The organism is Couchioplanes caeruleus (assembly GCF_023499255.1).
Lineage (GTDB): Bacteria > Actinomycetota > Actinomycetes > Mycobacteriales > Micromonosporaceae > Actinoplanes > Actinoplanes caeruleus_A.
In genome coordinates, this window is sequence record NZ_CP092183.1 from 4,744,376 (window position 1) to 4,769,489 (window position 25,114).

Sequence of the window (25,114 nt, forward strand, 5' to 3'; positions counted from 1 at the left end):
ACCGGCCGGAGGCGCCGGTGTTCGCACGATTCCCTGGGAGGGCCCGATGACATGGGCACGTACGGTCCGTGAGCGGGCCCGGACCCGGCTCGCCGCGGCGGCGAGCCGGAGCGCCCCGCCGCCGTTCACCGCGGGGCCGGAACTCCAGGACACGGCACCGCCGGTGATGGTGGTGCAGCCGACCGGCCCCGACGACCTGCTGCCGCGGGGCATCCGCACCGCCGGCGCCTGGGCGTGGCGGTTCATCCTGCTGGTCGCGGCGGCGTACCTGTTCCTGCGCGTGGTCAGCCTGCTGCGGGTCGTGGTGATCCCGGTGATCGTCGCGGTGCTGCTGGCGGCCCTGCTGCAGCCCGCCGCGGCGGCGCTGACCCGCCGTGGCGTCAAGCGGTCGCTGTCGGCCGCCATCGTGCTGATCTCCGGCCTGGTGATCGTCTTCGGTGGCATCACGCTGATCATCGAGACCATCGTCTCGCAGCTCGACTCGCTGTCGAAGCAGGTCGCCGACGGTGTCGACGAGGTGCAGAAGTGGCTCTCGCAGGGCCCGCTGCACCTCACCGACGCCCAGCTCAGCCAGTACGTCGACAAGGCGCAACAGGCGCTCACCGACCACCAGGGCGCCCTGACGTCCGGTGCGCTGAGCACCGCGGCCACGCTCGGTGAGGTCGTGACCGGCTTCTTCCTCACGCTGTTCACGCTCTTCTTCTTCCTGCGCGACGGCGGGCAGATCTGGTCGTTCCTGTGCCGCCTGCTGCCGCGGGAGGCGCGGGTGCCCACCGCCCGGGCCGGTCACTACTCGTGGCACACGCTGGTGTCGTACGTGCACGCCACCGTGCTCGTCGCGCTCGTGGACGCGGTCGGCATCGGCATCGGCCTGTTCGTCCTGAGGGTGCCGCTGTGGCTGCCGCTGGCCGCGCTGGTGTTCCTGGGCGCGTTCATCCCGGTGGTCGGCGCGACGGTCACCGGTGCGGTCGCGGTGCTGGTGGCCCTGGTCGCCAACGGGCCGGTCAGCGCGCTGATCGTGCTCGGCATCGTGATCGCGGTGCAGCAGCTGGAGGGCCACGTGCTGCAGCCGCTGATCATGGGCCGGGCGGTGGCGCTGCATCCGCTCGCGGTCATCCTGGCCATCGCGACGGGCATCGTGGTGGCGGGCATCGTCGGCGGGCTGATCGCCGTACCGGTGCTCGCGGTCCTCAACACCGCCATCCGCTACCTCGTCCGGCATCCCACCGGCGAGCCGACCCCCGACCGCGAGCCGCCGGGCACGGAGTCCACCGACGACGACGAGGCCGAGTCGGACGACGCGCGGGCCGACGCGACGCGCACCCGGGACCCGGACGAGCCGCCGCCGTCGGACACCTCGGTGGCCCGCGATCCGGAACCGGCCGCGAAGGGCTGACCCTCAGGACGACCCGGGTACGGCGGCGCGCGGCAGCCGGACGGTGAAGGTGGTGCCCTCGCCCACCTTCGAGTCCACCTGGACCGTGCCGCCGTGCTCGGTGACGATCGTGCGCACGATGGCAAGGCCCAGCCCGGAGCCCTGCACCGCCTGGTCCATCGCGTTCGCCGCCCGGTGGAACGGCGTGAACAGGCCGGGCTGGTCCGCCTCCGGGATGCCGATGCCGGTGTCGGTCACCTCCACCACGGCGGTGTCCCGGTCGGCGTGCAGCCGGTAGCCGACGTGCCCGCCCGTACCCGTGAACTTGACGGCGTTGCCGAGCAGGTTGCGCAGCACGTGCCCGAGGCGCCGGGCGTCGCCGTCCACCCACAGCGCGGCGGTCTCACCGGTCAGATCGATCCCGCGGGACCGGGCGACCGGCTCGATCTCGGCGTGCACCGTCGCGGCTACGGCGGCCAGGTCCACGGGTACGGCCCCGGCCTCGCGCGACGCGCCGCTGCGGTCGAGCAGCAGCAGGTCCGACACGGTGTCGTGCAGCCGGTGGGCGTTGCGCAGGATCGCGGCGACGCTGCGCCGGTGCAGCGGCGGCAGCTCCCCGCCCTCACCGTCGGCGAGCATCTCGGTGTAGCCCAGGATGCTGGTCAGCGGCGTCCGCAGCTCGTGGGTCACGGTGGCGACGAACGCATCCTTGCGCTCGTCGAGGACCCGCAGCTCGCTGATCAGCCGGGCCTGGCGGTGCTGCAGGCGCTGCTGGCGTACCGCGTGCTCGATCTCGCGGGCGGCGCCGGCGAGCAGCCGGCGCTCGTGGGCCGTCCACTCCCCCGGCTCGCGGCGCACCGCGTAGACCAGCCCCGGCGGGCAGTCGGCGTCGCCGCCGAGCGGCACCGCCATCGCTCCCTCGACGTGCGGCACGGCCATGACGGCGCCGGGAACGCCGGCGAGCACGTCGCGGACGGTACGCGGCGACAGCGACGGCGCGTCCGGCGGCCAGCAGGCGCTGATGCCGTGCGCGGAGTCGAGCGAGATGCGCCCGTGCACGGCGTCGGCGCCGAGGGCCTCCGCGATCAGCCGCGCCACCTGGACGGCGCCGGCCGTGACGTCGGAGCTGTCCCGGATCGCCGCGGCGACGGCCTGGCGCAGGTCGGCGCGCACCAGGCGGGCCTCGTCGGCGGTGAGCAGCCGTTGCACCTCGTCGGCGAGCCGGTTGACCGACACGGCCACCGCCTGCATCTCGGGGTCACCGGCGGGTACGGCCCGCGCGCCGAGGTCGCCCACCGTGAGCCGGTGCAGCGTGGCGCGGACCTGGTCCAGCGGGGCGAGCAGCGACCGGCGGGCCCATCCGGCGAGCGCCAGCGTGACGATGAGGAACACCGCGCCGAGGCCGGCGAAGACGAGCTGGGCGATCCGGGACTCGGTCCGCGCAGCGGCCGCGGCGGTGGCCTGCTCGGCGCGTACGGCCGCGTCCACCGCCGCGTTCGCGTCGCGCAGCTGGTCGAAGAGCTCCTTGCCGCGCTGGGTCTGCGGGAAGCCGGGGTCGGCCTCCCCGGCGTTGACGACCGGGGTGGCGTACGCGTACAGCCACTGCGAGGCCGCCGCACGCTCGACGGCCACCAGCCGCAGCACGCCCGGGTCGGAGGTGTTCGCGGTGATCTCGTCGAAGGACGTGAAGGCGCCCACCCGGCCCTGCTCGTACGGCTCCAGGAACAGCGGGCGGCCGGTGAGCTGGAAGCCGCGGACGCCGGTCTCCGCGTCGGTCATGTGCTGCAGGGCGGCGGTGTTGGCGTCGCGGGCCCGCTCCAGCCGCTCGGCCCGCTCGGCGTGCCGGTCCTGCAGCCGGTCACCGGCGACGAGCTGCACGGTGACGACGGCGAGGAAGAGCAGGATGAGCGTGGCGAGGCCGGCGACGGCGCGGCGCCGCATGGAGTCCACCTCACGCCCCCGGCAGGGTGAACGTGACCGTGGTGCCGCCGCCGGGCGTCGCGGCGGCCCAGATCCGGCCGCCGTGGCGCTGCACGATGCGCTGGCAGGTGGCCAGCCCCACCCCGTGCCCGGGGTTCTCGGCCTGGACCTGGGCGAACATCTCGAACACCCGGTGCCGGTCGGCCTCGGGGATGCCGATGCCGTTGTCCGCGACCCGGATCCGCCACTCGCCGGCGCGGCACTCGGCGTCGACGGTGACGGTGCTGGGCACGCCCGGGCGGCGGTACTTGACCGCGTTGCCGACGAGGTTCTGCAACAGTTGCCGCAGCAGGGTGGGGTCGACGGCCAGAACCGGCATGCCGGGGCCGACGGTGACCGTGGCACCCGCGGCGGTGATGCTGTCGCGCAGGTCGGTGATGGCCAGCTCCGCCACCTCGCGGACGTCGGCCTTGTCGCGCCGGCAGGGTTCGCTGCCGGCCCGGGCGTACGTCAGCAGCGCCTCGATGAGGCCCTGCATGCGGTCGACCGCGCGGGTGCCGGCGGCGATCCACTGGTGCCCCTGCTCGTCGAGCACGTCGCCGTACGCGTCCTCGAGCAGCTCGAGGTAGCCGTTGACGACGGCCAGGGGCGCGGCGAGGTCGTGGCTGACCACCCCGGCGAACTGCTCGAGCTCGGTGTTGGAGCGGCGCAGCTCGGCGATGGTGTCGGCGAGCTCGGCATGGGCCCGCTCGAGGGCGCCGCGCTGTTCGCGGTCCGCGGTCACGTCCGTCATGGCGACCACGGCGCCCAGCGGCGTGCCGTCGGCGGTGCTCAGCCTGCGGCCCCCGGCGACGACGTGCCGCGCGGGCCGGCCCGCGGGCTGGATGAGCATCTCGGCACCGCGCACGGCGCCGCCCCGCAACGCCTGCATCAGCGGGATCTCGCTGACCGGCAGCGGCGTGACGCCGTCGGTGCGGAACAGCCGGTACCGGTCGCTGAAGTCGCCGGGCTCCACGCCGGGGTCGGCGTCCCGCCCGTGCCAGTCGCGGGCCGCGCGGTTGAACAGGGTCAGGTGGCCGTCCGGGTCGGCGGCCGCCACGGCGACGTCGATGGTCTCCAGGACCGCATCGGTGAACTGCTGGCGGGCCTCCGCCTCAGCGGCGAGCCGCGCGTTGAGACGGGCCTGGCGGCGGCGCTCGAACAGGGCGAGGATCACCTGCGCCAGGTCCTTGAGCCGGTCGATCTGCTCGGCGGTCAGCTCACGGCGCTGCGAGTCGAAGACGCAGAGGGTGCCGAGGGCGTGTCCCTGCGGCGTGACCAGCGGCGCGGAGGCGTAGAAGCGCACGTCGGCGTGCACCCCGGTGACCCAGGGGTTGCGGGCGTACACCGGGTCGAGGCGGGCGTCGGGCAGGTAGACGACTTCGCCGGCCTCGAAGCGGACCGCGCACATCGATTCCGAGCGCGGTGAGTCGCCGCCCTCGAAGCCCGTGGTGGTCAGCTGGCACTGCCGGTTCTCGTCGATGAGGTTGAGCGTGGCGGTGGGCACGCCGGCGACCATCGCCGCGACCCGGACGACCGCCTCCAGCTCGTCGTCGGCGGGCTCGTCGAGCAGGCGGTACTCGTGCAGCGCCGCCAGCCGCTGCCGCTCGTTCGCGCTCACCGTGCGGTCCACCCTCCCATCGTGGTGCCGTCGTGAGGTAGTTCGGCCGGAATTCGGGTGATCTGAAGGACGGGAGCCCGCACGCTCAGTGCACAGTCCTGTGAGCTTCCTGAAAGTTGTTACCGATCCGTAACCTTTGGCTCACGCATACTTGTGGTGACGATCACACCGCAGGCCGCGGGCCGATGTGTCCTTTACCGACGCATCTCGCGGGCCACATTCTCGTCATTCATCACGCTGCGTAAGCGATCTTGTTTCAAGAACGTTACCGGCCGGTAGCCAGGCCTCTTGTTCCCACCGGGCGGGACAGGCAACATTTCCCGCACGTCAAGACCGGCCGCATCGACGGGTCTCGCTTGCACGACCTGGAGTCGACCGCGGTGCGAGCCGTATGGCGGTGCGGCCGAGCCGTTACCCCATCAGTACGTACGAGGAGGATCCGTGAAGGATGCGCAAGGCGGTCCGGCATACGGTCGCACCAACTGGCGCCGTTTTGCCGTAGCGGCGGTGGTACCCGTCGCGGCAGCCGGTGCCTTGGTCGTCGGGATGGCCAACGGGGCGTTCGCCGCCTCGTTCACCGTCTCCGGTCAGTCGTTCAAAATCTCCGCCGACAAGCTCGAGGGCACCGGCTTCGCCCAGTACGGTGACAAGGACACGACGGCGAACGGCACCGACATCCCGGTGGCTGTCTCCGGCATCTCCTCGGCGAAGCTCTACAACCTGTGCCAGTCGGTCAAGATGCCCGGGCTGCCCGTCAGCCTGACCATCCGGGCGGGGCGCGAGGCCGGCAAGCCGGCCGAGGCCACCGACCTGCTGATCGGCATGAGCGAGCTCAGCGGCGACGCCGAGTTCACCAGCATCAACATCGGCCAGGACGCCAGCACGCTGGGCCTGGGCGGCAAGGACGCCAAGGGCAAGGCGGGCACCTTCGGTCAGGAGGCCAAGGGCGTCACGATCACCGACCTCCGGCAGATCTCGACGTCGACCTCGGCGGGCACGTTCAAGCTGAAGGGCCTGAGCCTCAAGGTGAACGGCCCCGGCGCGGACGGCAAGCCGGCGGAGTGCTTCTGACGCACTACCCGAGGCCCGCGGATCGCACCGTCCGCGGGCCTCACCCATGCCGGTCGCATCCCGGCACCGTTCGACGAGGAGGACGTACGTGGCACCACCAAGCACGCCGCCCGGCGGCTTCCGCCACTGGCGGCGCAGCCGGCCGTTCTGGGGCGGGCTCCTGCTCGTGCTCGCCGGGCTGGAGCTGTTCCTCAGCGCCAACCTGACGCTGGGCGACCTGCAGGTGCACTTCGGGCCGCAGGGCTTCCTCTCGTACCTGCTGCCGCTGATGCTGCTGCTCTGCGGCGTGCTGACCTGGGTCAGCCCGGCCCAGCGGCTGTTCTACGGGATCCTCGGCCTGCTCACCGCGGTGTACTCGCTGATCGGGCTGAACTTCGGCGGCTTCGGGCTGGGCATGCTGCTCGGCATCTTCGGCGGCGCGCTGGTGCTGTCCTGGTCGCCGGCCCACCTCCAGCCGGTGGCTCAGACCCCGGCGGACGGCGCCGGCACCGGTGACCCCGACGCGACCGCGCACCTGGACGACGCCGACGCGGACACCACCGCCCCCGCCGCGGAGCTGCCGTACGGCGCCCCGGCGGAGGAGGACCTGCGCCCGTACCCGGCCGCCCCCGACGAGACGCGCCCCGACGACACCGCGGTGCTGCGCCCGGCGAACAGCTCCGGCCTCGTACCCGGCTTCTCCAGCGACGGGATGACCCCGGCACCGGACGACCCCGAGCAGCCGCCCCGCTCCGGCGGATACCGCAAGGCGTTCGTCATCACGCTCGTACCGCTCGTCGTCACCACCGCCGTCCTCGTCGCGGGCGGGCGCACCCCGGCCCGCGCGGACGACGACTGCCCCGATGGCCTGCCGTCGCGCTCGGTCGCGGCCGCCGCCAAGGAGAGCGTCAAGCAGTCCCCCGCCGCCGCGAAGGCGCGGGCCAAGGCGCACGCGTCGGCCAGGACCGTCCGCAAGAGCGCCACGCCGGCCACGCCGGGCAAGAGCTCACCGGCGAAGGCCGACGAGCCCGAGGAGGACGACCCGAGCAGGACCGGCAACCCCGTCGTCGACGGCTGGAACGGGCTGGTCGACGGCGTCGGTGACCTGCTCGGCATCGGCGACGACGAGACCACGGACCCGTCGGCGAGCGCCACCCCCAGCGCGCCGGCGACGGAACCGTCCGCGCCGGCCACCTCCGCGCCGGCCACCGAGGGGCCGTCCGCCCCCGTGCCGCAGCCCAGCGGCAAGCCCTCGGCGGACCCCTCCGGGTCGCCGGCGGGCTCGGCGTCCGCGTCCCCGGCGCCGAGCTCGTCCGACATCCCGTGCCTGGGCCCCCGGGTGTACAAGGAGGCCGGGCCGGACGACGTGCCGCAGGTGTCGGTCAAGGGCGGCACCCTGGAGACCGACCGGCTCACCATGTACAACTCGACGTACGACGGCGTGATCGACCTGACCACCGCCGAGGGCACCGTCAAGGCGCTCAAGTTCAGCATGGACAAGGCGGTCAACAAGCCGTTCAAGCTGACGATCCCCGAGCAGGGCGGCGCCACCACCCTGATCGAGAGCAAAGAGCTCATCACCGACGGCAACGTGCGCTTCTACACCCCCAGCTTCAAGGGCAAGCTCTTCGGCCTCATCCCGGTGACCTTCACCCCGGAGTCGCCGCCGCCGCTGACGCTGCCGGTGCTGTGGTTCACCGACGTGACGATCAACCTGGCCTTCGTCCGCTGCGACACGCTCACCGCCGAGCCGCTGGACGTCAGCGAGAAGAGCTAGGACGCGCGCGCCGCCCGGCGCTCCCGCCAGCCACGGACGACCTCGTCGGCGTCCAGCGGCGGCAGCAGCACGGGCGGCCCGTCCAGCAGGCCCGCGCGGGCCTTGCGCAGCTGCTCGTTGAGCGCCGCCACGTACGCCCGCACCTCCGCCTCCGAGCGGCGCCGGTCCACCGTCTCGCGCAGGTCCTCGGCCTCACGGCGTACGGCCAGGGTGGGCGGCAGCGCGCCCGCGGTCGCCCCCTCGCGGCGCAGCCAGTCCTTGACCCACCAGTCCTCGTCGTACTCGCGGCCGTGGTCGCTCAGCGGCTTGCCGGAGCCCGGCAGGTCGTCGAACTGCCCCTGCTCCTGCGCCTCGCGGATCTTGCGGTCGATGTGCGACTCGTACCAGCTCGCCATGGCTGCCAGTCTACGGCGGGTCACGGCGGACCCGGCTCCACGAACAGGCAGGCCATCTCGGCCGCGGCGAGCGGGTTGCCGGCCGTCCAGGTGTGGCCCGGCCCGGTGCCCGCGACGGTCCAGGCGTCGACGAGGCCGTGGCCGGTCAGCGCGGCGACGCCCGCCTCGGCCGGTCCGGCGTTGAGGCCACCGGCGGCGACGGCGGCCCGGCCGCGGTGCCGGTCCAGCAGCTCGCACACCGCGGCGGCCCGCCCGGCGCGGGCGGCCGGCTCCCCCGGTTGCCACGGCGTGGGCGCGGCCGGCCGATCCACCGGCCATCGAACCCACAATTTCTATCGGTGAGGTAGGATGGTGACCCGCCTCGACGAGGGAGCACGCCATGTTCACCCTGACCGAACGGGCCGCCCGGCTGCTCATCGCCGACACCGCGCTCGCACCCGGCCGCCCCGGCTTCGTCGGCGCGGCCGTCGACCTGCTGATCTCCGAGCCCGGGCTGCCCGTCTCCCTGGCCGGCTCGCTGGCGGCCGAGCGGCCCCGGCTGCGGCACGGCTTCCTCACCGCACGCTCGCCCCGGGTGGTCGTGGTCAGCGGGCCGCCCTCGCCCGGCATCGACGCGGCGATCGCCCGGCTGGCCGACGACCTCCCCCGGGCTCTGCCGCTGATCGCCGGGCATCGCGTGGCCGTGCTCGAGGAGGCCTCCGACGACGCCGACCCGGCGCGGTCCGGGGTGCCCCTGGCGGCCACCGCGGGGGTCCGGGTGGGCCTCGAGGCCGGGCTGGACGAGGACGGCATGCTCGGGCTGCGCCGCCGCTGGACGCTCGCGCACGCCCTCGCGCCGGTGCTGGCGGCGGCCTTCGCCAACTCCCCGCTGCGCAACGGACGCCCGACCGGCTGGCGCAGCAACAGGCAGGCGCTGCGCACGCTGCCGCGCCGCACCGCCGACCCTCGCGCCGACTGGAGCGACCAGGTGCTCGGCGCGCGGGTCGCCGGCACGTCCCGTACCTTCCGCGAATGGACCGGCGCCGGCCCCGGCGCCCGCCCGTCGGTCCCCGACCTGACCCGCCACCTCGAGACGGTCCGGCCCCCGATCGCCGCCCGCCGGCACCTGGAGATCGACGTCGCCGACCGCCAGCCCGGCGCCGGCTGGCAGGTCGTCGTCGCGGTCACCGCCGCCCTGCTGGACGACCCGCGCGCGGCCGTCCAGGCGCTGACCGCCACGGAACCCCTGCGGACGACGCCGGGGCTGTGGGCGCGCGCCACCCGCGACGCGCTGAGCGATCCCGCGCTGGCCGCGGCCGCCCGGGCCTGCTTCGTGGCGGCGTACGAGTCGCTGGCCCGCCAGGGCGTGTCCCGCGGCGTCCGCGACGCGGTGGCGGCCTTCACCGAGCGGTACGTGCTGCGCGGCCGCTGCCCCGCCGACGACGTCCTGGACCGCGCTCGCGCCACCTCCTGAGCCGCCGGGCACCGGTACAGCCATGACCCGGCGGGCGGGGGCCGCGGCCGTACGGTCGCTCCATGACCCCACGACCCACGGCCGACCCCACCATCGGCGACCGGATCCGGGTGCGCCGCCTGCGCCGCGGCTGGAGCATCCGGTACGCCGCCAGCCGCGCCGGCGTCTCGCACGCCACCTGGAGCCGCATCGAACGGGGGCGTCAGGCGGCCGACAACCGGTTCACGCTCGCGGAGATCGCCGGGGCGCTGGAGTGTTCCCCGGCCGAGCTGGCCGGTGCCCCGGTGCCCGCCACCGATCGGGCCGCCGCGGCGGCGCAGGCCGCGGTGCACGGCATCCGCCGGGCCCTGGTCGACGCCGACCTGACCGAGCCCGCGGCGGGGGCCGCGCCGCCGGTCGCCGAGCCGGCCCGGACGCTGGCCCTGACCGACACGCTGCGGCAGGGCTGCGACTACGCGGGCGCGGCCCGGCTGCTCCCGGAGCTGCTCGGCGGGTTGCACGCCGCGACCTCCGGACCGGACCGGGAAGCGGCGTTGCGGCTGCTCTGCGATGCCACGTTCATCGCCTCGTCCGTGCTGCGCAACCTCGGGCATCCGGCGGACGCGTGGCTGGGCGCCGAGCGCTGCCGTGACGCGGCCGATGCGGCCGGCGATCCGGTACTGCGCGGGTACGCGGCGTCCGCCCGGGCGAGCGCGGCGATGTACTTCGGTCCCACCGACGTCGGCATCTGGCGCATCGGCATCGAGGTGGACGGCGGCGACCCCGGGCTCGCCGCGCAGATCGCCCGCGGCACGAACCCCGCGGGCATCACGGCCGGGTTCCGGCAGGTGTTCTACTACGCCGACACGGCCCGTGCCCTGGCCCGGATCCGCGGGCGGGAGCGGGAGGCGGTCCGCCTCCTGCTGACCGCGGAACGGCCGGCGCCGCAGCACGTGCACACCTCGGCGGTGGCGCGGGAGACGACGCGGGCCCTGCTGGAACGGTCGCTCCGTACGGCCGCCGGATCGCAGCTGCGCGGCCTGTGCGAGCGCATGCAGGTCGGCTGAGCCGGCTCAGTCGGTGGCGGGCCGGAAGCTGTCGAAGATCAGCTGCAGGTCGTCGCGGTTCGCGGCCCAGTCGGCGTCGCGGGTCTGCCAGTAGATCCCGTACGCCTGATGCGCGCTCGTCACCACCCCGCGGTTGTTGACGTGCTGGCGGGAGCCGCCGTCGAAGGTGAACTCCCAGTCGGCGGCCTTGCGGAAGTAGCGCACCTCGCGGATGTGGATCTCGCGGTAGCCGGGGAAGTCGCCGTGCGCCACCCGGTAGTCCGCCTTGCCCCGCCAGTCACCCACCGGGTCCCACTGCGGCTCGTCGGTCTGGTCGATGCCGAGCACGCGGCCGGTGCTGTGGTCGCGGAAGTACACCATGGATCCCTCGCGCGACCGGGTCCAGCCCTCCGGCACGTACAGGGCGAAGCCGGTCCGGTCGCGGTAGTCGCGCCACCCGGCGGGCCGCGGCGGGAGCTGCCGGCCGGCCACGGTCGTCCGGGCCGCGGGTGACGACGCCTTGGTCGCCGAGGGCGTCGCGGAGGGCGTCGCCGAGGGTCCGCCGGCCGACGGGCTCGGTGCGGGGGTGCCCGCGGTGGTGGCGGGTGGGACCGCCGGGGCCGAGGCCGCGGGCGAGCGCTGCGCCCCGGTGCGCCCGTCGTCGCGCGTGGCCAGCCAGGCGGCCGTACCGGCGAGCAGGAGCACCACCACCAGCGCCGCCGCGACGAGCAGCCCGCGACGCGACCGGCGAGCCGGCGGCGCATCCTCAGCGGGAGCAGGAGCGGGAGGAACAGCGGGAGCGGCGGGGGCGGCAGGGGAAGCCGGCACCGCGACCGGCGGGGACTGCACGGTGGCCACCGTGGTCGCCGCAGCCGGTTCGGGCGCCGGCGCGGCCGCGGCTTCCTCGAGGCGGCGCCGGGTCTCGGCCATGCCGATGCGTTCGGCCGCGTCCTTGCGGAGCAGCCCCTCCAGCACCGGTTGCAGCGGCCCGGCCCGGCGCGGCGGGTCCGGCTCGTCGGCGGCGAGGGCGGTGAGCGTACCGAGCGCCGACGGGCGGTGGAACGGCGAGCGTCCCTCCACGGCGGCGTACAGCGTGGCGCCCAGCGACCACAGGTCCGAGGCGGGCTCGGTGGTGCCGTCGCGGGCGCGTTCCGGCGCCATGTACTCCGGCGACCCGAGCACGATCTCGGAGCTGGTCGTGACGACGCTGTCGCCGTCGATGGAGGCGATGCCGAAGTCGGTCAGCACCACCCGGCCGTCCTGTCCGAGCAGGACGTTGGCGGGCTTCACGTCGCGGTGCCGTACGCCCTTGCGGTCCGCCGCCTCGAGCGCCGCCAGCACCTCGAGGCCGATCCGGGCCACCCGGCGCGGCTCCAGCGGGCCGTCCTCGCGCAGCACCTGCTGCAGGGATCGCGACGGCACGTACTCCATGACGATCCACGCGCGGCCGTCGTCCTCGAAGACGTCGTACACCTGGGCCACGTTGGGGTGGCTGATCCGCGCCGCGGCCCGGGCCTCCTGGAGCATGCGCCGGTGCACGGCGTCGCGCTCGGCGGCGACCAGGTCGGCGGGCAGCAGGATCTCCTTGACCGCCACCTCGCGGTGCAGCACCTCGTCGCGGGCGACCCACACCTGACCCATGCCGCCGACGCCCAGCGTCTCGCCGAGGTGGTACCTCCCGGCCACGGCCACGGATCCGGCAGTCATGCGCGCCGATATACCCCCTCGGGCCGCTCCCCGAACCGTCTGCCGGTCCGACCTTTACCCGGCACGCGGCGACAGGTGAGGCGGGCGGCCATCGGGGGTAGCCGGACGGGATGAGGACCACCATCCGGACCATCCTCGGCTCCGGGCCGGCCGCCGACCTCGACGCCGACCGGCTGGCCACGCTGTCCGAGACCGTCATCGCCTGCGGGCAGACCTGCGCGGCCTGCGCGGACGCCTGCCTCGGCTCCGGCTTCGCCGCGGGCCTCGCCGAGTGCATCGGGCTCGACCTCGCCTGCGCCGACGTGTGCGCGACCACCGCCCGGGTCCTCGCCCGGCCCGACGGCCGCGACGCGGGCATCGTCCGGGCGCTGCTGGCGGCCTGCGCGGTGGCGAGCGCCGCCTGCGCCGACGAGTGCGTGCGGCACGCCGACAGCTACCGGCACTGCGGGACGTGCGCGCAGATGTGCCGCATCTGCGAGGAGCAGTGCCGCAGCGCGCTGGCGGTGATCGGCTGAGCCCGCCGGCGGCGCTACGCTTCCGGCGTGGATGACCTTGGGTACGCCCGCAGCCGCGTGGCCGAGCTGGGCGGGCGGTTCTGCGTGACCTTCGTCAAGGGCGTGGACGAGCGCGAGGCGCTGGCGCGGATGGGCGCGTACCCCGACACCGTCGGCGAGCGTGCCGGGGCGCAGCTGACGGGTCACGCGGCCGCGCTGACGGCGGGCCGCTGGACGCTGGTGATCGAGCCGGAGGGCGCCGCCGGGTCCGATCACGTGCTGCTGGAGGCGGTCTCGCGGGGCACCGAGGCGGTGTCGGTGCTGCGCGACGATGCGGCCACGCCCCGGTTCACGTACGCGGTCAAGGGCACGACCACCGTCGCCTTCGACCCGTCGTTCCCCTCCCCCGAGGTGACGTGGGGTACCGACCCGGGCCTGCTGCAGCACCTCATGCAGGCGGCCGGGCTGCGCGAGCCGGCCGGCGAGGACGAGGAGACGTGGCGCGACGCCGAGGCCAGGTCGCTGGTGCTGGCGCAGCGGATCACCGGCGTACGCGTGCCGGAGGACCCGCTGGCCCGGCCGCGGCTGTCGGCGCGGATCGAGCCCTGGTTCGTGGGTCCGGCGCGCGCGGCCGACCTGCTGCGCCCGGGCCCCCGGTTCGCCGATCTGTTCGCCGCCGCGGCCGCCGCGCCGGACGAGCGCAAGCGGGCGGTCGCCGTCGCGGAGGTGCGCCGCCTGGCCGGCCTGCTCGGCGTCGCGGGCACGCCCGGGCTGGACGCGGCCCTCGACGAGGCCGCCCGCGGGGCGGGCCGCCCGGTGCCGATGGACTCCGAGCTGGGCCGGCACGTGCGGAGCTGGCTGGGGGCGGCCGGCGGCACGCTCGGCATGCTGGCGACCGCGCTGCGGGGCGTGCTGGACCGCGACGCGGACGTGGCGTTGCGCGCGGCGCTCCGGCCGCTGCGCGCCGGCGGAACCCTGTTCGACCTGGACAAGGCCCGCGAGGCCGTCACGGCGGCGCTGCGGGCCTCCTGAGGGACCATGCCTCAGCTGGTGGGCACCTTCACCGCGCCGCTGAGGATGCGGTAGCGGGCCTTCTCCAGCCCCGCCCGGTACGGCCCGAGCGCCGGGTTGGAGGTCGCGTACCCCACGCCGTCGACCTTGAGGTCGTAACGCTTGGCGCCGCCGGTGCGGTCGCCCTTGATGAACGCCTGGATCTCCTGGAAGACGCCGTTGTCCACGCGCTTGAGCATGGACGTGAGGATGCGGCCCTTCACGTCGGCGCCGGCGCTCGCGTACTGGTCGGAGTCCACGCCCACGGCCCACGCGTCGCCGGCCGCGGCGACCGCCTCGAGCGCGCCCCCGCCGGAGCCACCGGCGGCCGAGTAGACGACGTCGGCACCCCCGGCGAGCAGCGCCTGGGCCGCTGCCTTGCCCTTGTCCGGCGAGCCGAAGCCGCTGAAGTCCGGCGGCTTGCTGAGGTAGCGCGCCCCGACGCGGATGCCGGGGTCGACGCTGTGCACGCCGGCGGTGTACCCGGCCTCGAACTTGTGGATCAGCGGCACGTCGACGCCGCCGATGAAGCCGACGCGCTTGCTCTTCGACGCCAGCCCCGCGGCCACGCCGACCAGGTACGAGCCCTGCTCCTCGGAGAACAGCAGCGACACGACGTTCTTGGCCTGCACCGAGTCGTCGTCGATGATGGCGAACAGCGTGCCGGGGAACTCCTTGGCGACCGTGCCGACGGCGCCGGCGTACAGGAACCCGACCGCGATGACCGGGTTGCTGCCGCCCTTGGCGAGCTCGCGCAGCACCGCCGCGCGCCCCTCGTCGGTCTCCGCCTTGGTGGTGGCCTCGGTCGCCTGGACGAGCAGTTCCTTCTTCGCCCGGTCCAGGCCCGCGCCCGCGGCGTCGTTGAAGCTCTTGTCACCGCGGCCCGCGCTGTCGTAGGCGATGCCGACGTGCACGCTCTCGCGGCCCAGCCCGGTCATGGCGTCGGTCGAGACGGTGACCGGCGCCGCGGAGCAGGCCGACAGGGTGCCGACCGTGGCGGCGAGCAGCGCCGCGGTGATCCTCGTACGCATCTGCATCCTCAGTACCGGAACTGCCCGACGGCGTCGCGCAGGGTGGTGGACATGCGGGTCAGTTCGGCGGCGGCCTCACGCGCGCGGGCCACCTCGGCGGAGGTCACGGACGTCGCCGCGGCCACCGCACGGATGTTCTCGGCGATGCTCGCCGTGCCGCTGGAGGCGGCGACCGCGCCGCGGTTCATCTCGCCGGTGGTCGCGGTCTGCTCCTCCACCGCGCCGGCGATGCTGGTCTGGTAGTCGCTGATGCGCCGGATGGTCCCGCCGATCTGCGCGATCGCGGTGACCGCCGCCTCGGTGTCGCTCTGGATGGCCCGCACCAGCCCGTCGATCTCCTCGGCCGCCCGGGCGCTCTCCTGGGCCAGGTCCTTGACCTCGCCGGCGACGACCGCGAAGCCCTTGCCCATCTCGCCGGCCCGGGCCGCCTCGATGGTGGCGTTGAGCGCCAGCAGGTTGGTCTGCGCGGCGATGCTGGTGATCAGGCGTACGGCGTCGCCGATGGCCGACGACGAGGCGCCCAGGTTGGCCACGGTGCCGTTGGCGGTCTCGGCGCCGGTGACCGCCTGGGCGGCGACCTCCGCCGCGGCGACGGCGGCCCGGGCGATCTCCTGGATGGAGATGCCCATCTCCTCCGAGCCCGCGGCCATCGTGTCGACGTTGTGGTTGACGTCCTCCGCGGCGCCGGCCACCAGGTCGGCCTGCAGCGAGGTGTCGGTGACCGCCTGGGTGAAGGCGGCGGAGACGGCGTCGAGCTCGGCGGAGGTGCGGGCCAGCCCGTCGGCCTGCTCGGCGACGTCGGAGACGATGGCGCGCACCGACGAGACGGCCTGACCGAGCGCGGCGGACATCTGGGCCACCTCGTCGCGGCCCCCGGTCGCCGGGACGACGGTCAGGTCGCCGTCCGCCACCCGGCGCAGCGCGTCACGGGCGGCGTGCACGGGACGCACGATGCTGCGGGTGACCACCACGGCGGACGCGGCGCCGAGCAGCAGGGCCAGCGCGGTGGCGATTCCGATGGCCCACTGCGCGCGGGTGGCGTCGTCGGCGGAGGTGCGGACGGCCTGCACGCTGCGCGCGTCCACTGAGCCGGCCAGCTTCTGCGCGGCCACCATGATGCGGTAGTAGCTGTTCCAGCTGTCGTACATGGCGATCTGGTCGGCGTTCCACAGCGCCTGCGGCGTGCCCGGCTTGTACGCGGCCACCAGCTTGTCGTTGACCTGGACGTACGTCCCCAGCTCCGCGCTCACCTGCTGGAACAGGGTGCGCTCGGCGCCGGTGAAGGCGCCCGCGTCGACCTGCCGCAGGAACTGCTGGAACGCGTCACGCTCCTGCTGCCAGGCCTTGTACGCGACCGAGTCACCACCCAGCGCCCGGGCGGCCCCGAGGCGGTACACGTCGTTGATGTAGCCCGCCTGCCACCCGTTCAGCGTGGCGGCGTGGGTCTTGATCTGCTCGGCCTGCCGGGTGAGCACCTCGAGCCGGCGGACCTCGTTGGCCGAGGACCGCTGCTCGACGATGGTCGCGAAGGCCATCGCGGCGACGCCCAGCAGCAGCACGAGGACCGCGGCGAAGGCACCGACGAGCCGGGTGCCGATCGTGAACCGCCGCACGTGGTGATCCCTTCGGACGTACCGGTGCGGCCCAGGTGCCGCCCGGTTCTCCCATTCGGCGTCCGGGGGGAGGACCTGAGCGGGGCCGGCTGTGACGGATCAGCCAGATTTGAGCGTAGTTGTCAGATCCCGGGCGGTGGCCGAATCGGCGGGAACGACCGACTTGCGGCGCGAGAACACCCCCTGGGAGATGGCCACGCCGGCGAGCACGATGAGCGCGCCGACCGGCTGGTACCACCGCAGGTGCTCACCCAGGACGGTCACGCCGACCACCGTGGCCACCAGCGGCATGAGGTACGTCACCGACGCGGACGTGCTCGCCCCGGCCAGCCGGATGACCCGGAAGTTCAGCACGAACGCGAGCCCGGTGCCCAGCGCGCCCAGCGCCAGCACGCTCAGCACGACGTCGGCCGACAGCCCGGCGGGCCGCGGCGGCGCACCCGCGATCAGCGGCGCCGCGACGGCGAGCTGCGCCAGCGCCACCAGCAGCTGCGCGGCCGCGATGGAGACGCCCGAGCCGGCCCGCCCGGCGACGAACTTCTTCTGGTACGGGATCGCGACGGCGTAACACATCGCGGCGGCGAAGCACAGCAGCTGCCCGGTGAGCTCGGTGCCGCCGACGCCGCGCCAGACGCCCAGCACCACGAGCACGCCGGCGAACCCGATGCCGATGCCGGCCGCCCGGCGGCGGGTGAACAGCTCGGTCCGGAACACCAGCGCCGCCAGCGGCAGCGCGACCAGGGGCGTGGCCGCGTTCCAGATGCCCGCGAGCACCGAGGAGACCCGCTGCTCGCCGTACCCGAAGAAGGTGAAGGGCAGGGCCACGCCCAGCGCGGCCACCACGATCAGATGGGCCCACAGCCGGGCGTCGCGCGGCAGCCGGTCGCGCGTCAGCGCGAGGATCACCAGCAGGGTGAGCGCGCCGGCCGCGACCCGGCCGAAGGTCAGCCACAGCGGCGGCAGCTCGCGCACGCCGACCTTGATGAACAGGAAGCTCGTGCCCCAGATCGCGGCCAGGGCGAGGAAGCCGGGGAGCCAGGCGCGCACGCCGGAAGTGTCAGGGGCAGTTCGGTTCTCCACCCCTGACACTCTGCCGGACCGGTACGACACTTCCCGCCGAATTTCCCACGCCTCGGCGGTTGAATGGCCGGCATGACCACACCGGCCGACGAGGTGGTGACGCTCGCCCACGAGCTCATCGCCATCGACACCACCAACCCCGGCACGTACGGCGGCCCCGGCACCGAACGCCCCGCCGCCGAATACGTCGCCACCCGCCTGTCCGAGGCCGGCTACGCCTGCGAGTACGTCGAGTCCGGCGCGCCCGGCCGCGGCAACGTGGTGGCCCGGCTCCCCGGCGCGGACCCGTCGCGTGGCGCGCTGCTCGTGCACGGGCACCTCGACGTCGTACCGGCCGAGGCGGCGGACTGGACGGTCCACCCGTTCTCCGGCGAGGTGCGCGACGGCTACCTGTGGGGACGCGGCGCGGTCGACATGAAGGGCATGCTGGCGATGACCCTCGCGGTGGCACGGCACTTCAAGCGCACCGGGGTCGTACCGGCCCGGGACCTGATCTTCGCGTTCCTGGCCGACGAGGAGGCCGGCGGCGTGGCCGGCGCGCAGTGGCTCGTCGAGCACCGGCCCGACCTGTTCGCCGGCGCCACCGAGGCGATCAGCGAGGTCGGCGGCTTCTCCGTGACGCTCGGCGGCGGCCCGCGGGCGTACCTCGTGGAGACGGCCGAGAAGGGGTCGATGTGGCTGCGGCTGGCGGCGCGCGGCACCGCCGGGCACGGGTCGCTGCTGCACACCGACAACCCGATCGCGAAGCTCGCCGCCGCCCTCGCCCGCCTCGACGCCCACCGGTTCCCGGTCGTCCTGACCGACCCGGTACGGCAATTCCTGACCGGCGCCGCCGAGCTGACCGGGGTGCCGTTCGACCCGGCCGACCCGGAGGCGGCGGTCGCCCGGCTCGGACACCTGTCCCGGCTCATCGCGCCGACCCTGCGCGACACCGCGACGGTCACCACCGTCACCGCGGGCTACAAGTCCAATGTGGTGCCCTCGGTCGCCCGCGCCGAGGTCGACGGCCGCATGCTGCCCGGACGCGACGAGGCGTTCCGCGCCGAACTCGCCCGTGTGCTCGGGCCGGACATCGAGGTGGAGTGGAGCAGCCTGCCCGCCGTACAGATCACGTTCGGCGGGGGGCTCGTGGCCGCGATGGACGCCGCGATCGGGGCCGAGGACCCGGGTGCCCGGCTGCTGCCGTACATGATGCCGGCCGGGACCGACGCCAAAGCGTTCGCGCGCCTCGGGATCCGGCATTTCGGCTTCGCGCCGCTGCGCCTGCCCGCGGACCTCGACTTCACCGCGCTGTTCCACGGCGTCGACGAACGCGTGCCGGTGGCGGCGCTCGAGTTCGGCACCCGGGTGCTGGACCGGCTGTGGCGCTCGTGCTGAACCGGGCCCGTCTGCTACGGTCGGCGATGGTCATGAGTGCCAGCGCGTAGCCCCGGCTTGCTGGCCGGCAACCCTTGCGTTCGCGATGGGGTGCCCCGGGTGAGGACCGGGCCGGCGTCGATCCCGACGCGGGCAAGCGCGGACCCCTGGGCGGGTCCCCGACCCCCGGGAGGTTTCCGTGACTTTGACGACTCTGCAGCACCCGCTCGACGTGGTGGGCGACGATCTGCGCACCCCGGCCGGCCTGCGCTTCGCGCACCTCGACTACGCCGCCTCGGCTCCGTGCGTGCGCGCCGCCGCCGATGCCGTGGCCGACCTGCTCCCCCGTTACGGCAGCGTGCACCGCGGCACCGGCATCCGGTCCCAGGCCTCCACCGCCGCGTACGAGCACGCCCGCCAGGAGGTCGCCGCGTTCGCCGGGGCGCGCGCCGGGGACACGGTCGTGTTCACCCGCAACACCACGGACGCGCTCAACCTGCTCGCCCGGGCCCTCCCGCCGGGCACCACCACGATCGTCTTCGACGGCGAGCACCACGCCAACCTGCTGCCCTGGCCGCGGCAGCTGCGGCTGGCCACCCCGCGCAGCCCCGAGGCCGCCGTCGCCGCGGCCGCCGGGGCGCTGCGCACCGTACGCGGGCCCGCCGTGCTCGCGGTCACCGGCGCGAGCAACGTCACCGGCGAGGTCTGGCCGGTGCGCCGCCTCGCCGACGTGGCCCACGCGTACGGCGCCCGCATCGTCGTCGACGCGGCCCAGCTCGCCCCGCACTCCCCCGTGGACCTGGCCGCACTCGGCGCCGACTACCTGGCCTTCAGCGGCCACAAGCTGTACGCGCCGTTCGGCGCCGGGGTCCTGGCCGGGCGCGCCGACTGGCTCGACGCCGCCCCGCCGTACCTCAGCGGCGGCGGGGCCAGCGCCGCGGTCGGCACCGACGCCGGCGACGTCCGGTGGGCCACCGGCCCGGCACGGCACGAGGGCGGCACCCCGAACCTGCTCGGCGCGGTGAGCCTCGCCGCCGTGTGCGCGGCGCTGCAGCGCGCCGACCGCGACGAGCTGCACGAGCGCGAGCAGGCCCTGCTCCGCCGGCTGCGCGACGGGCTCGCCGCGGTCCCGGGCGCGGTGGAGGTCAGCTGTTTCGGCCCCGAGCACCCGCGCGTCGGCATCGTCTCGCTCGCCCTGCCCGATCACGACCCGGCCGTCGTCGCGGCCCGGCTCGCCGACCGGTACGGCATCGGCGTGCGCGCGGGACAGTTCTGCGCGCACCCGCTCACCCGCCGCCTCACCGGGTCCGCCGTGATCTCCGGCTGCGGCGCGGGACCGGCGAGCCTGCTGCGCGTGAGCTTCGGACTCGGCACTCCGGACGAGGACGTCGACCGCGTCGTCGCCGCCCTCGCCGAGCTGACCGCGGGGTGACCCCGGGACCGGAGATCAGGGGCGGGTCGGGGTGGTTCCCGATGCCGCGCGAGCGCTCCACGGCGGAGTCTTGAGGTAACAGTTCCGCGTACGGAAGGCGCAGACCATGACCTCGTTCTCCGACTCCATGACCCGCCAGGGCCTCACCCGGCCGCGCGAGGGTCGCATCCTCGGCGGCGTGTGCGCCGGCCTCGCGCGGCGCTTCGGTCTCGACCCGTGGCTCACCCGGCTGCTGTTCGTGCTGATCCTGCTCGCCGTGCCGGGCAGCCAGATCCTCGTCTACCCGCTGCTCTGGGTGCTGATGCCGGCCGAGCGGTCCGGCTTCGCCACCCCGTCCACGATCTGACGCCCCGCCCCGGGGGCCCGCACCGGGTCCCCGGGTGATCACCGCGCTCGCACACGGACGGTAGGGTCCACCGGTGTGCGCCGGCGCGATGAGGTGAGGGACCGATGAGCAGCCCGCTGCTGCCCGGCGATCCCCGCCACCTCGGCGGCTACGCCCTCGAGGGCCGGCTCGGGCAGGGCGGCATGGGCGCGGTGTACCTCGGCCGTGCCCCGGACGGGCGCCCGGTCGCCGTCAAGGTGGTCCGCCTCGAGTACGCCCACGACCCCGAGTTCCGCGGCCGGTTCCGCAGCGAGGTCAACCGCGCCCGGCAGGTGCCGCCGTTCTCCACCGCCGAGGTCCTCGACGCCGACCCCGACCACGAACCGCCCTACCTGGTCGTCGAGTACGTCGACGGGCCCTCGCTGGCCGCCGTGGTCCGCGACCGTGGCCCGCTGACCGGCTCGGCGCTGCACGGCGTCGCGGTCGGCATCGCCACCGCCCTGACCGCCATCCACGGCGCCGGCGTCATCCACCGCGACCTCAAGCCCGGCAACGTGCTGCTCGCCCTCGGCGGTCTCAAGGTCATCGACTTCGGCATCGCCCGCGCCTTCGAGGCCACCAGCCACCACACGGTCACCGGCCAGATGATGGGCACGGTCGCGTACATGGCGCCCGAACGCTTCGACGCCGACAGCGCCCGCACCACCGGGTTCGCCGCCGACATCTTCTCCTGGGGCGCCGTCGTCACGTACGCCGCGACCGGCCGTACCCCGTTCGCCGGCGACTCCGCCCCGGCCACCGCCATGCGGATCCTCACCCAGCCGCCAGACCTCACCGGCGTCCCCGCGCCGCTGGCCGAGCTCGTGCGGCAGAGCCTCGAGAAGGACCCCGCCGACCGGCCCACCGCCCGCGAGCTGCTCGACCGGCTCCTCGCCTCCCAGCCACCCGCCCAGTCACCCGCCCAGGAGCCGCCCGTACCCCGGCAGCCGGCGGCCGGGCCGCCGCAGGCCTGGCAGCCGCCACCCGGCACACCACCGCGGCGCCGCGGCCGCAGCGCGTCCTTCCTCGGCACCCTCGTGCTGCTCGCCGCCGTCGGCGTCGGCGGGGGCCTGCTCGTGGCCAACGCCGGCAGCGACGACCCCGGCGCCACCGCGCCACCCGCGTCCGCCCGGCCGTCCGGCAGCACCCGCCCGTCCGGCTCGCCGGCTCCCGCGGCAGCGCGCACGGACCCCGAGGCCGTCCTCGCCGGCAGCCGCCGCACCCTGCTGCACATGGCCGAGATCGACCGCGACCTGGCCCTGCCCGCCACCGGAGCGGCGCGCGCCTCCGACGGCACCGGCGAGGACGCCCAGTTCGTCCTCGAACCGTACGGCGTCGACTACCTCATCAAATCGGTCCGCCCCGACGCCCAGGGCCGCGAACGCTGCCTCGCGGTCCGCGCCGACCCGGACGGCCCGGCCTCGCTGGTGGCCACCCCGTGCACGACCAGCAAGGCCACGATCTTCGAGATCGGCGCGGCCGGCGGCAAGGACGACAAGGGCCGCCCCACGTACGTCATCGGCACCGACGCGTACGGCCTGGTGCAGTGGGACGACTCCCGCCGGACCGTCTACGTCCAGGAGATCGGAGACGCCGAGGTGGATCTGACCTTCAGCTTCGTCGACCGCGGCCCACGCTGACGCGCCGCGCGCGGGTCTTGCCACGGCCGGTCCGGCTGTGATCGCCTCGGGGGGTCACCTTCGAGGGGAGTCCTGCGATGTGCACCGACGAGTGTCTGCGCCAGAGCACCGACGGCGCGGGGATGACCCGCCGCGCGGCGCTGGCCGGAGCGGCCGCGGCCGGCGTCCTGGCCGTACCGGGCGCGGCGCAGGCGTCGCCCGCGGCGTCCCCGCTGACCCGGGAGCGCCGGGGCCTGCAGGACCTCACCTATCCGCTGTCGCCCTCGTTCCCGTCGTTCGCCGACGGGGAGGAGGCCCGCCGCCGCACGTACGTCACCATCGAGGACGACGGGTACTACATGCAGGAATGGCGGATCGTCGAGCACACCGGCACCCACGTCGACGCGCCCGGCCACTTCACCGCCGGCGGGCGGTTGTCGACCGACCTGACCCTCGACGAGCTGATCGTGCCCGCGGTGGTGGTCGACATCGCGGCGCGGGCGGCCGCCGATCCGGACGCCGTGGTGACGGTCGGCGATCTGCGCGACTTCGAACGCCGGCACGGCCGGATCCCGCGGGGTGCGGCGGTGCTGATGCATTCCGGGTGGGGGGCGAAGGTCGGGTCGGTGCAGGCGTACCGGGGCACCGACGCGGACGGAGTGCTGCACTTCCCCGGGTTCAGCGCGGACGCCTGCGAGTGGCTGCTGGAGCGGCGGGCGATCCGGAGCCTCGGCGTGGACACGCTGAGCATCGATCCGGGCGTCTCCGACGAGTTCCCGGTGCATGTGACGCTGACCGGCGCGGACCGGTACGGCCTGGAGAACCTCGCGAACCTGGCCGCCGTCCCGCCGCGGGGCGCGACCGTGGTGGTGGGGCTGATCCCGTTCGAGCAGGGCTCCGGCGGACAGGCGCGGATCTTCGCGACCTGGTGACCGGGTCGCCGGGCCGGGGCCCGTGCGGATGCCGCCTGCCCCCGTGGCGGCTATCCTCGGGCAGATGTCCAGGAACACCTTGGTCGCGTACGAGCCGGTCACCACGGACGGGCTGCTCGTCGCGGCGCTCGACGGAGAGCTCGACCTCGACAGCGCCGACGAGGTGCGCGACAGCCTTGCCTCGGCGGCCGTCGGCACCGGATGCCGCTACCTGCACGTCGACGTCGGCGGGCTGACGTTCATCGACTCGTACGCGATGGGCGCCCTGGTCAGCGCGCGCAACAGCGCCGCGGCCGCCGGGGTGACGCTGACCTTGACGAACCCGTCGCCGCCGGTGCGCAAGGCGATCCAGGTGACCGGTCTCGCCGACGTCTTCGGGCTTCCCCCGGGCGAGTGAACGTCCGGCCCGGGTCGCGCGGCCACACGCGATGCGGGTGGGTGATCACGACGACCGGGCGCGCCGAGCCCCTGATCAGGTCGAGCGGCACGCTGCCCGGCACCCGCTGCGCCACGGCCGGGTGCCGGAGCCGGCCACGATCAGGTCGGCCCGCACCTCGTCGGCGAACTGCAGGATCCGGTGCAGCCGGCGTCCCGGCAGCACGGTCCGGGTCACCGCGACGGTGGCGCCGGTCTGCCGGGCGAGGTCCGCGGCCGCGTCGGCGACCCACGGCCGGCCGGCGTCCGCCGACCGGGCCACGACCGGCCACGGCTGACGGTGGCCGCCGCTTCCGAGGCCGGGTGGGAGCCGGCTGCGCGGACGCCGGACTCGTCGTGCTCGAGTCGTGGTGGTTCCGGCCCCGGACCCGGTCCTCGTGACGGCGGGCCTGCGCCGGGCCGCTGCGGGTGGGCGGCACGATCGCGGTCGCCGCGGACCGCCCGGTGGACCTCGACGCTCCGGTCGACCGGATCGGGTGGTCCGCGCTTCCACGGCGGAGGGCTAGACTGCCGTCCACATCGATTCCTAGGGGTGAGGATCGTGACGGGTCCCGAGCTGCCGGCCACGCTGAACACCGAGGTCGCGCACTCCGCGCGGCTGTGGAACTACCTGCTGGGCGGCAAGGACAACTTCGCCGCCGACCGGGAGGCCGCCGAGTACGCGCTCGCGCTCATGCCCGAGCTCGTGCAGTCGGCGCGGGCCAACCGGGAGTTCCTCGGCCGGGCCGTGCGGCACCTGGCCGGCGAGGCGGGGATCCGGCAGTTCCTCGACATCGGTACGGGCCTGCCGACGGCGAACAACACGCACGAGGTGGCGCAGCGCACCGAGCCCGGCAGCCGGATCGTGTACGTCGACAACGACCCGATGGTGCTGGTGCACGCCCGGGCGCTGCTGACCAGCACGCCGCAGGGCGCGACCGACTATGTGGACGCCGACGCCCGCGACGTGGAGCGGATCCTCGAGCGGGCCGCCGCCACGCTGAACTTCGCCGAGCCGGTCGCGATCATGCTGCTCGGGATCGTGAACTTCCTCGTCGACGACGAGGAGGCGCACTCGGTGGTGCGGCGGCTGCTGGCGGCGGTCCCGCCGGGCAGCTACCTGGTGATGTCGCACCCGACCGAGGAGGTCAACGGCGCGGCTGTGCGCGAGTCGATGCGCCAGTGGAACGAGAGCGGCGCCGCGCCGATCACGGCCCGGAGCCCGGAGCAGCTCGCCGCGTTCTTCGACGGTCTGGAGCTGCTCGAGCCGGGGATCGTCACGTGTACGGCGTGGCGGCCCGACCCGCGGCACCCGGGCATCACCGACCAGGTCTCCGAGTACGCCGGGGTGGGCCGCAAGCCGTAGC

The 25,114-nt window shown here is 74.8% G+C and carries 23 protein-coding genes and 1 riboswitch; of the genes, 14 read left to right on the top strand and 9 right to left on the bottom strand.

Annotated features, from left to right (window positions below; translation table 11 throughout):
* Window positions 1-46 precede the first annotated feature (46 nt).
* Entirely contained in the window at window positions 47-1,396 is a 1,350-nt protein-coding gene (locus COUCH_RS21965) for an AI-2E family transporter (RefSeq protein ID WP_249607056.1), read from the top strand.
* A 3-nt stretch (window positions 1,397-1,399) separates the two neighbouring features.
* Here the strand turns inward: COUCH_RS21965 and COUCH_RS21970 are convergent, their stop codons facing one another.
* Together COUCH_RS21970 and COUCH_RS21975 are read right to left on the bottom strand one after the other, a co-directional pair.
* Window positions 1,400-3,316: an ATP-binding protein gene (locus tag COUCH_RS21970; RefSeq protein WP_249607057.1), complete on the bottom strand. Its 1,917-nt coding sequence runs from the start codon at window positions 3,314-3,316 to the stop codon at window positions 1,400-1,402.
* 10 nt (window positions 3,317-3,326) lie between these two features.
* Window positions 3,327-4,967, bottom strand: coding sequence for a sensor histidine kinase (locus COUCH_RS21975; RefSeq protein ID WP_249607058.1), 1,641 nt, complete (start codon window positions 4,965-4,967; stop codon window positions 3,327-3,329).
* Window positions 4,968-5,396: 429 nt separating this feature from the next.
* Here COUCH_RS21975 and COUCH_RS21980 point away from each other — a divergent pair, with 429 nt between their 5' ends.
* Window positions 5,397-6,026 (top strand): DUF6230 family protein, encoded by a 630-nt coding sequence (locus tag COUCH_RS21980; protein ID WP_249607059.1) that lies wholly within the window; start codon window positions 5,397-5,399, stop codon window positions 6,024-6,026.
* A gap of 88 nt (window positions 6,027-6,114) precedes the next feature.
* Window positions 6,115-7,782, top strand: coding sequence for a DUF6114 domain-containing protein (locus COUCH_RS21985; protein ID WP_249607060.1), 1,668 nt, complete (start codon window positions 6,115-6,117; stop codon window positions 7,780-7,782).
* Here the strand turns inward: COUCH_RS21985 and COUCH_RS21990 are convergent.
* Window positions 7,779-8,177: a DUF1992 domain-containing protein gene (locus COUCH_RS21990; RefSeq protein ID WP_249607061.1), complete on the bottom strand. Its 399-nt coding sequence runs from the start codon at window positions 8,175-8,177 to the stop codon at window positions 7,779-7,781. The genes COUCH_RS21985 and COUCH_RS21990 overlap by 4 nt on opposite strands.
* Before the next feature lie 20 nt (window positions 8,178-8,197).
* Window positions 8,198-8,488 carry a hypothetical protein gene (locus COUCH_RS21995; RefSeq protein WP_249607062.1) on the bottom strand — a complete coding sequence of 97 codons (291 nt, stop codon included), beginning with the start codon at window positions 8,486-8,488 and terminating at the stop codon, window positions 8,198-8,200.
* A gap of 68 nt (window positions 8,489-8,556) precedes the next feature.
* Here COUCH_RS21995 and COUCH_RS22000 point away from each other — a divergent pair, with 68 nt between their 5' ends.
* Both COUCH_RS22000 and COUCH_RS22005 read left to right on the top strand, forming a co-directional pair.
* The gene (locus COUCH_RS22000) at window positions 8,557-9,630 is read left to right on the top strand and encodes a glutamate-cysteine ligase family protein (protein ID WP_249607063.1); all 1,074 of its coding nucleotides are present in this window, start codon (window positions 8,557-8,559) and stop codon (window positions 9,628-9,630) included.
* Window positions 9,631-9,692: 62 nt separating this feature from the next.
* Window positions 9,693-10,676, top strand: coding sequence for a helix-turn-helix domain-containing protein (locus COUCH_RS22005; protein ID WP_249607064.1), 984 nt, complete (start codon window positions 9,693-9,695; stop codon window positions 10,674-10,676).
* A 6-nt stretch (window positions 10,677-10,682) separates the two neighbouring features.
* On the opposite strand, the gene COUCH_RS22010 is transcribed toward COUCH_RS22005, so the two are convergent.
* The gene (locus COUCH_RS22010) at window positions 10,683-12,362 is read right to left on the bottom strand and encodes a serine/threonine-protein kinase (RefSeq protein WP_249607065.1); all 1,680 of its coding nucleotides are present in this window, start codon (window positions 12,360-12,362) and stop codon (window positions 10,683-10,685) included.
* 110 nt (window positions 12,363-12,472) lie between these two features.
* Between COUCH_RS22010 and COUCH_RS22015 the strand changes: the two genes are divergently transcribed.
* Both COUCH_RS22015 and COUCH_RS22020 read left to right on the top strand, forming a co-directional pair.
* Window positions 12,473-12,877 (top strand): four-helix bundle copper-binding protein, encoded by a 405-nt coding sequence (locus tag COUCH_RS22015; protein ID WP_249607066.1) that lies wholly within the window; start codon window positions 12,473-12,475, stop codon window positions 12,875-12,877.
* Window positions 12,878-12,904: 27 nt separating this feature from the next.
* A complete protein-coding gene (locus COUCH_RS22020) occupies window positions 12,905-13,888 on the top strand; it encodes a DUF6461 domain-containing protein (RefSeq protein WP_249607067.1) in 984 nt (327 codons plus the stop codon).
* Window positions 13,889-13,899: 11 nt separating this feature from the next.
* Here COUCH_RS22020 and COUCH_RS22025 read toward each other — a convergent pair whose 3' ends face one another.
* The 3 genes from COUCH_RS22025 to COUCH_RS22035 all read right to left on the bottom strand — a co-directional run bounded on the left by COUCH_RS22025 (window position 13,900) and on the right by COUCH_RS22035 (window position 17,630).
* Window positions 13,900-14,937 carry a BMP family lipoprotein gene (locus COUCH_RS22025; RefSeq protein ID WP_249607068.1) on the bottom strand — a complete coding sequence of 346 codons (1,038 nt, stop codon included), beginning with the start codon at window positions 14,935-14,937 and terminating at the stop codon, window positions 13,900-13,902.
* An 8-nt stretch (window positions 14,938-14,945) separates the two neighbouring features.
* Complete coding sequence (locus COUCH_RS22030) at window positions 14,946-16,550, bottom strand: methyl-accepting chemotaxis protein (protein WP_249607069.1); 1,605 nt, start codon at window positions 16,548-16,550, stop codon at window positions 14,946-14,948.
* A gap of 99 nt (window positions 16,551-16,649) precedes the next feature.
* Window positions 16,650-17,630, bottom strand: coding sequence for a DMT family transporter (locus tag COUCH_RS22035; protein WP_249607070.1), 981 nt, complete (start codon window positions 17,628-17,630; stop codon window positions 16,650-16,652).
* 72 nt (window positions 17,631-17,702) lie between these two features.
* Here COUCH_RS22035 and COUCH_RS22040 point away from each other — a divergent pair, with 72 nt between their 5' ends.
* From COUCH_RS22040 to COUCH_RS22065, 6 genes are all read left to right on the top strand, one after another.
* Window positions 17,703-19,007, top strand: a complete 1,305-nt coding sequence (locus COUCH_RS22040) for a M20/M25/M40 family metallo-hydrolase (protein ID WP_249607071.1) — start codon at window positions 17,703-17,705, stop codon at window positions 19,005-19,007.
* A gap of 28 nt (window positions 19,008-19,035) precedes the next feature.
* Window positions 19,036-19,152: riboswitch (SAM riboswitch) on the top strand.
* A gap of 33 nt (window positions 19,153-19,185) precedes the next feature.
* Complete coding sequence (locus tag COUCH_RS22045) at window positions 19,186-20,418, top strand: aminotransferase class V-fold PLP-dependent enzyme (RefSeq protein ID WP_430640813.1); 1,233 nt, start codon at window positions 19,186-19,188, stop codon at window positions 20,416-20,418.
* Between the two features lie 106 nt (window positions 20,419-20,524).
* On the top strand, window positions 20,525-20,764 hold the full coding sequence (locus COUCH_RS22050) for a PspC domain-containing protein (RefSeq protein ID WP_249607072.1): 240 nt from the start codon (window positions 20,525-20,527) through the stop codon (window positions 20,762-20,764).
* A 104-nt stretch (window positions 20,765-20,868) separates the two neighbouring features.
* The gene (locus COUCH_RS22055; RefSeq protein ID WP_249607073.1) at window positions 20,869-22,422 is read left to right on the top strand and encodes a serine/threonine protein kinase; all 1,554 of its coding nucleotides are present in this window, start codon (window positions 20,869-20,871) and stop codon (window positions 22,420-22,422) included.
* A gap of 77 nt (window positions 22,423-22,499) precedes the next feature.
* Window positions 22,500-23,333, top strand: coding sequence for a cyclase family protein (locus COUCH_RS22060; protein ID WP_249607074.1), 834 nt, complete (start codon window positions 22,500-22,502; stop codon window positions 23,331-23,333).
* 64 nt (window positions 23,334-23,397) lie between these two features.
* Window positions 23,398-23,730, top strand: a complete 333-nt coding sequence (locus COUCH_RS22065) for an STAS domain-containing protein (protein ID WP_199509676.1) — start codon at window positions 23,398-23,400, stop codon at window positions 23,728-23,730.
* Window positions 23,731-23,805: 75 nt separating this feature from the next.
* Here the strand turns inward: COUCH_RS22065 and COUCH_RS22070 are convergent, their stop codons facing one another.
* Window positions 23,806-24,030, bottom strand: a complete 225-nt coding sequence (locus COUCH_RS22070) for a hypothetical protein (RefSeq protein ID WP_249607075.1) — start codon at window positions 24,028-24,030, stop codon at window positions 23,806-23,808.
* Between the two features lie 276 nt (window positions 24,031-24,306).
* Here COUCH_RS22070 and COUCH_RS22075 point away from each other — a divergent pair, with 276 nt between their 5' ends.
* Entirely contained in the window at window positions 24,307-25,113 is an 807-nt protein-coding gene (locus tag COUCH_RS22075; protein ID WP_430640991.1) for an SAM-dependent methyltransferase, read from the top strand.
* Window position 25,114: the final 1 nt, after the last annotated feature.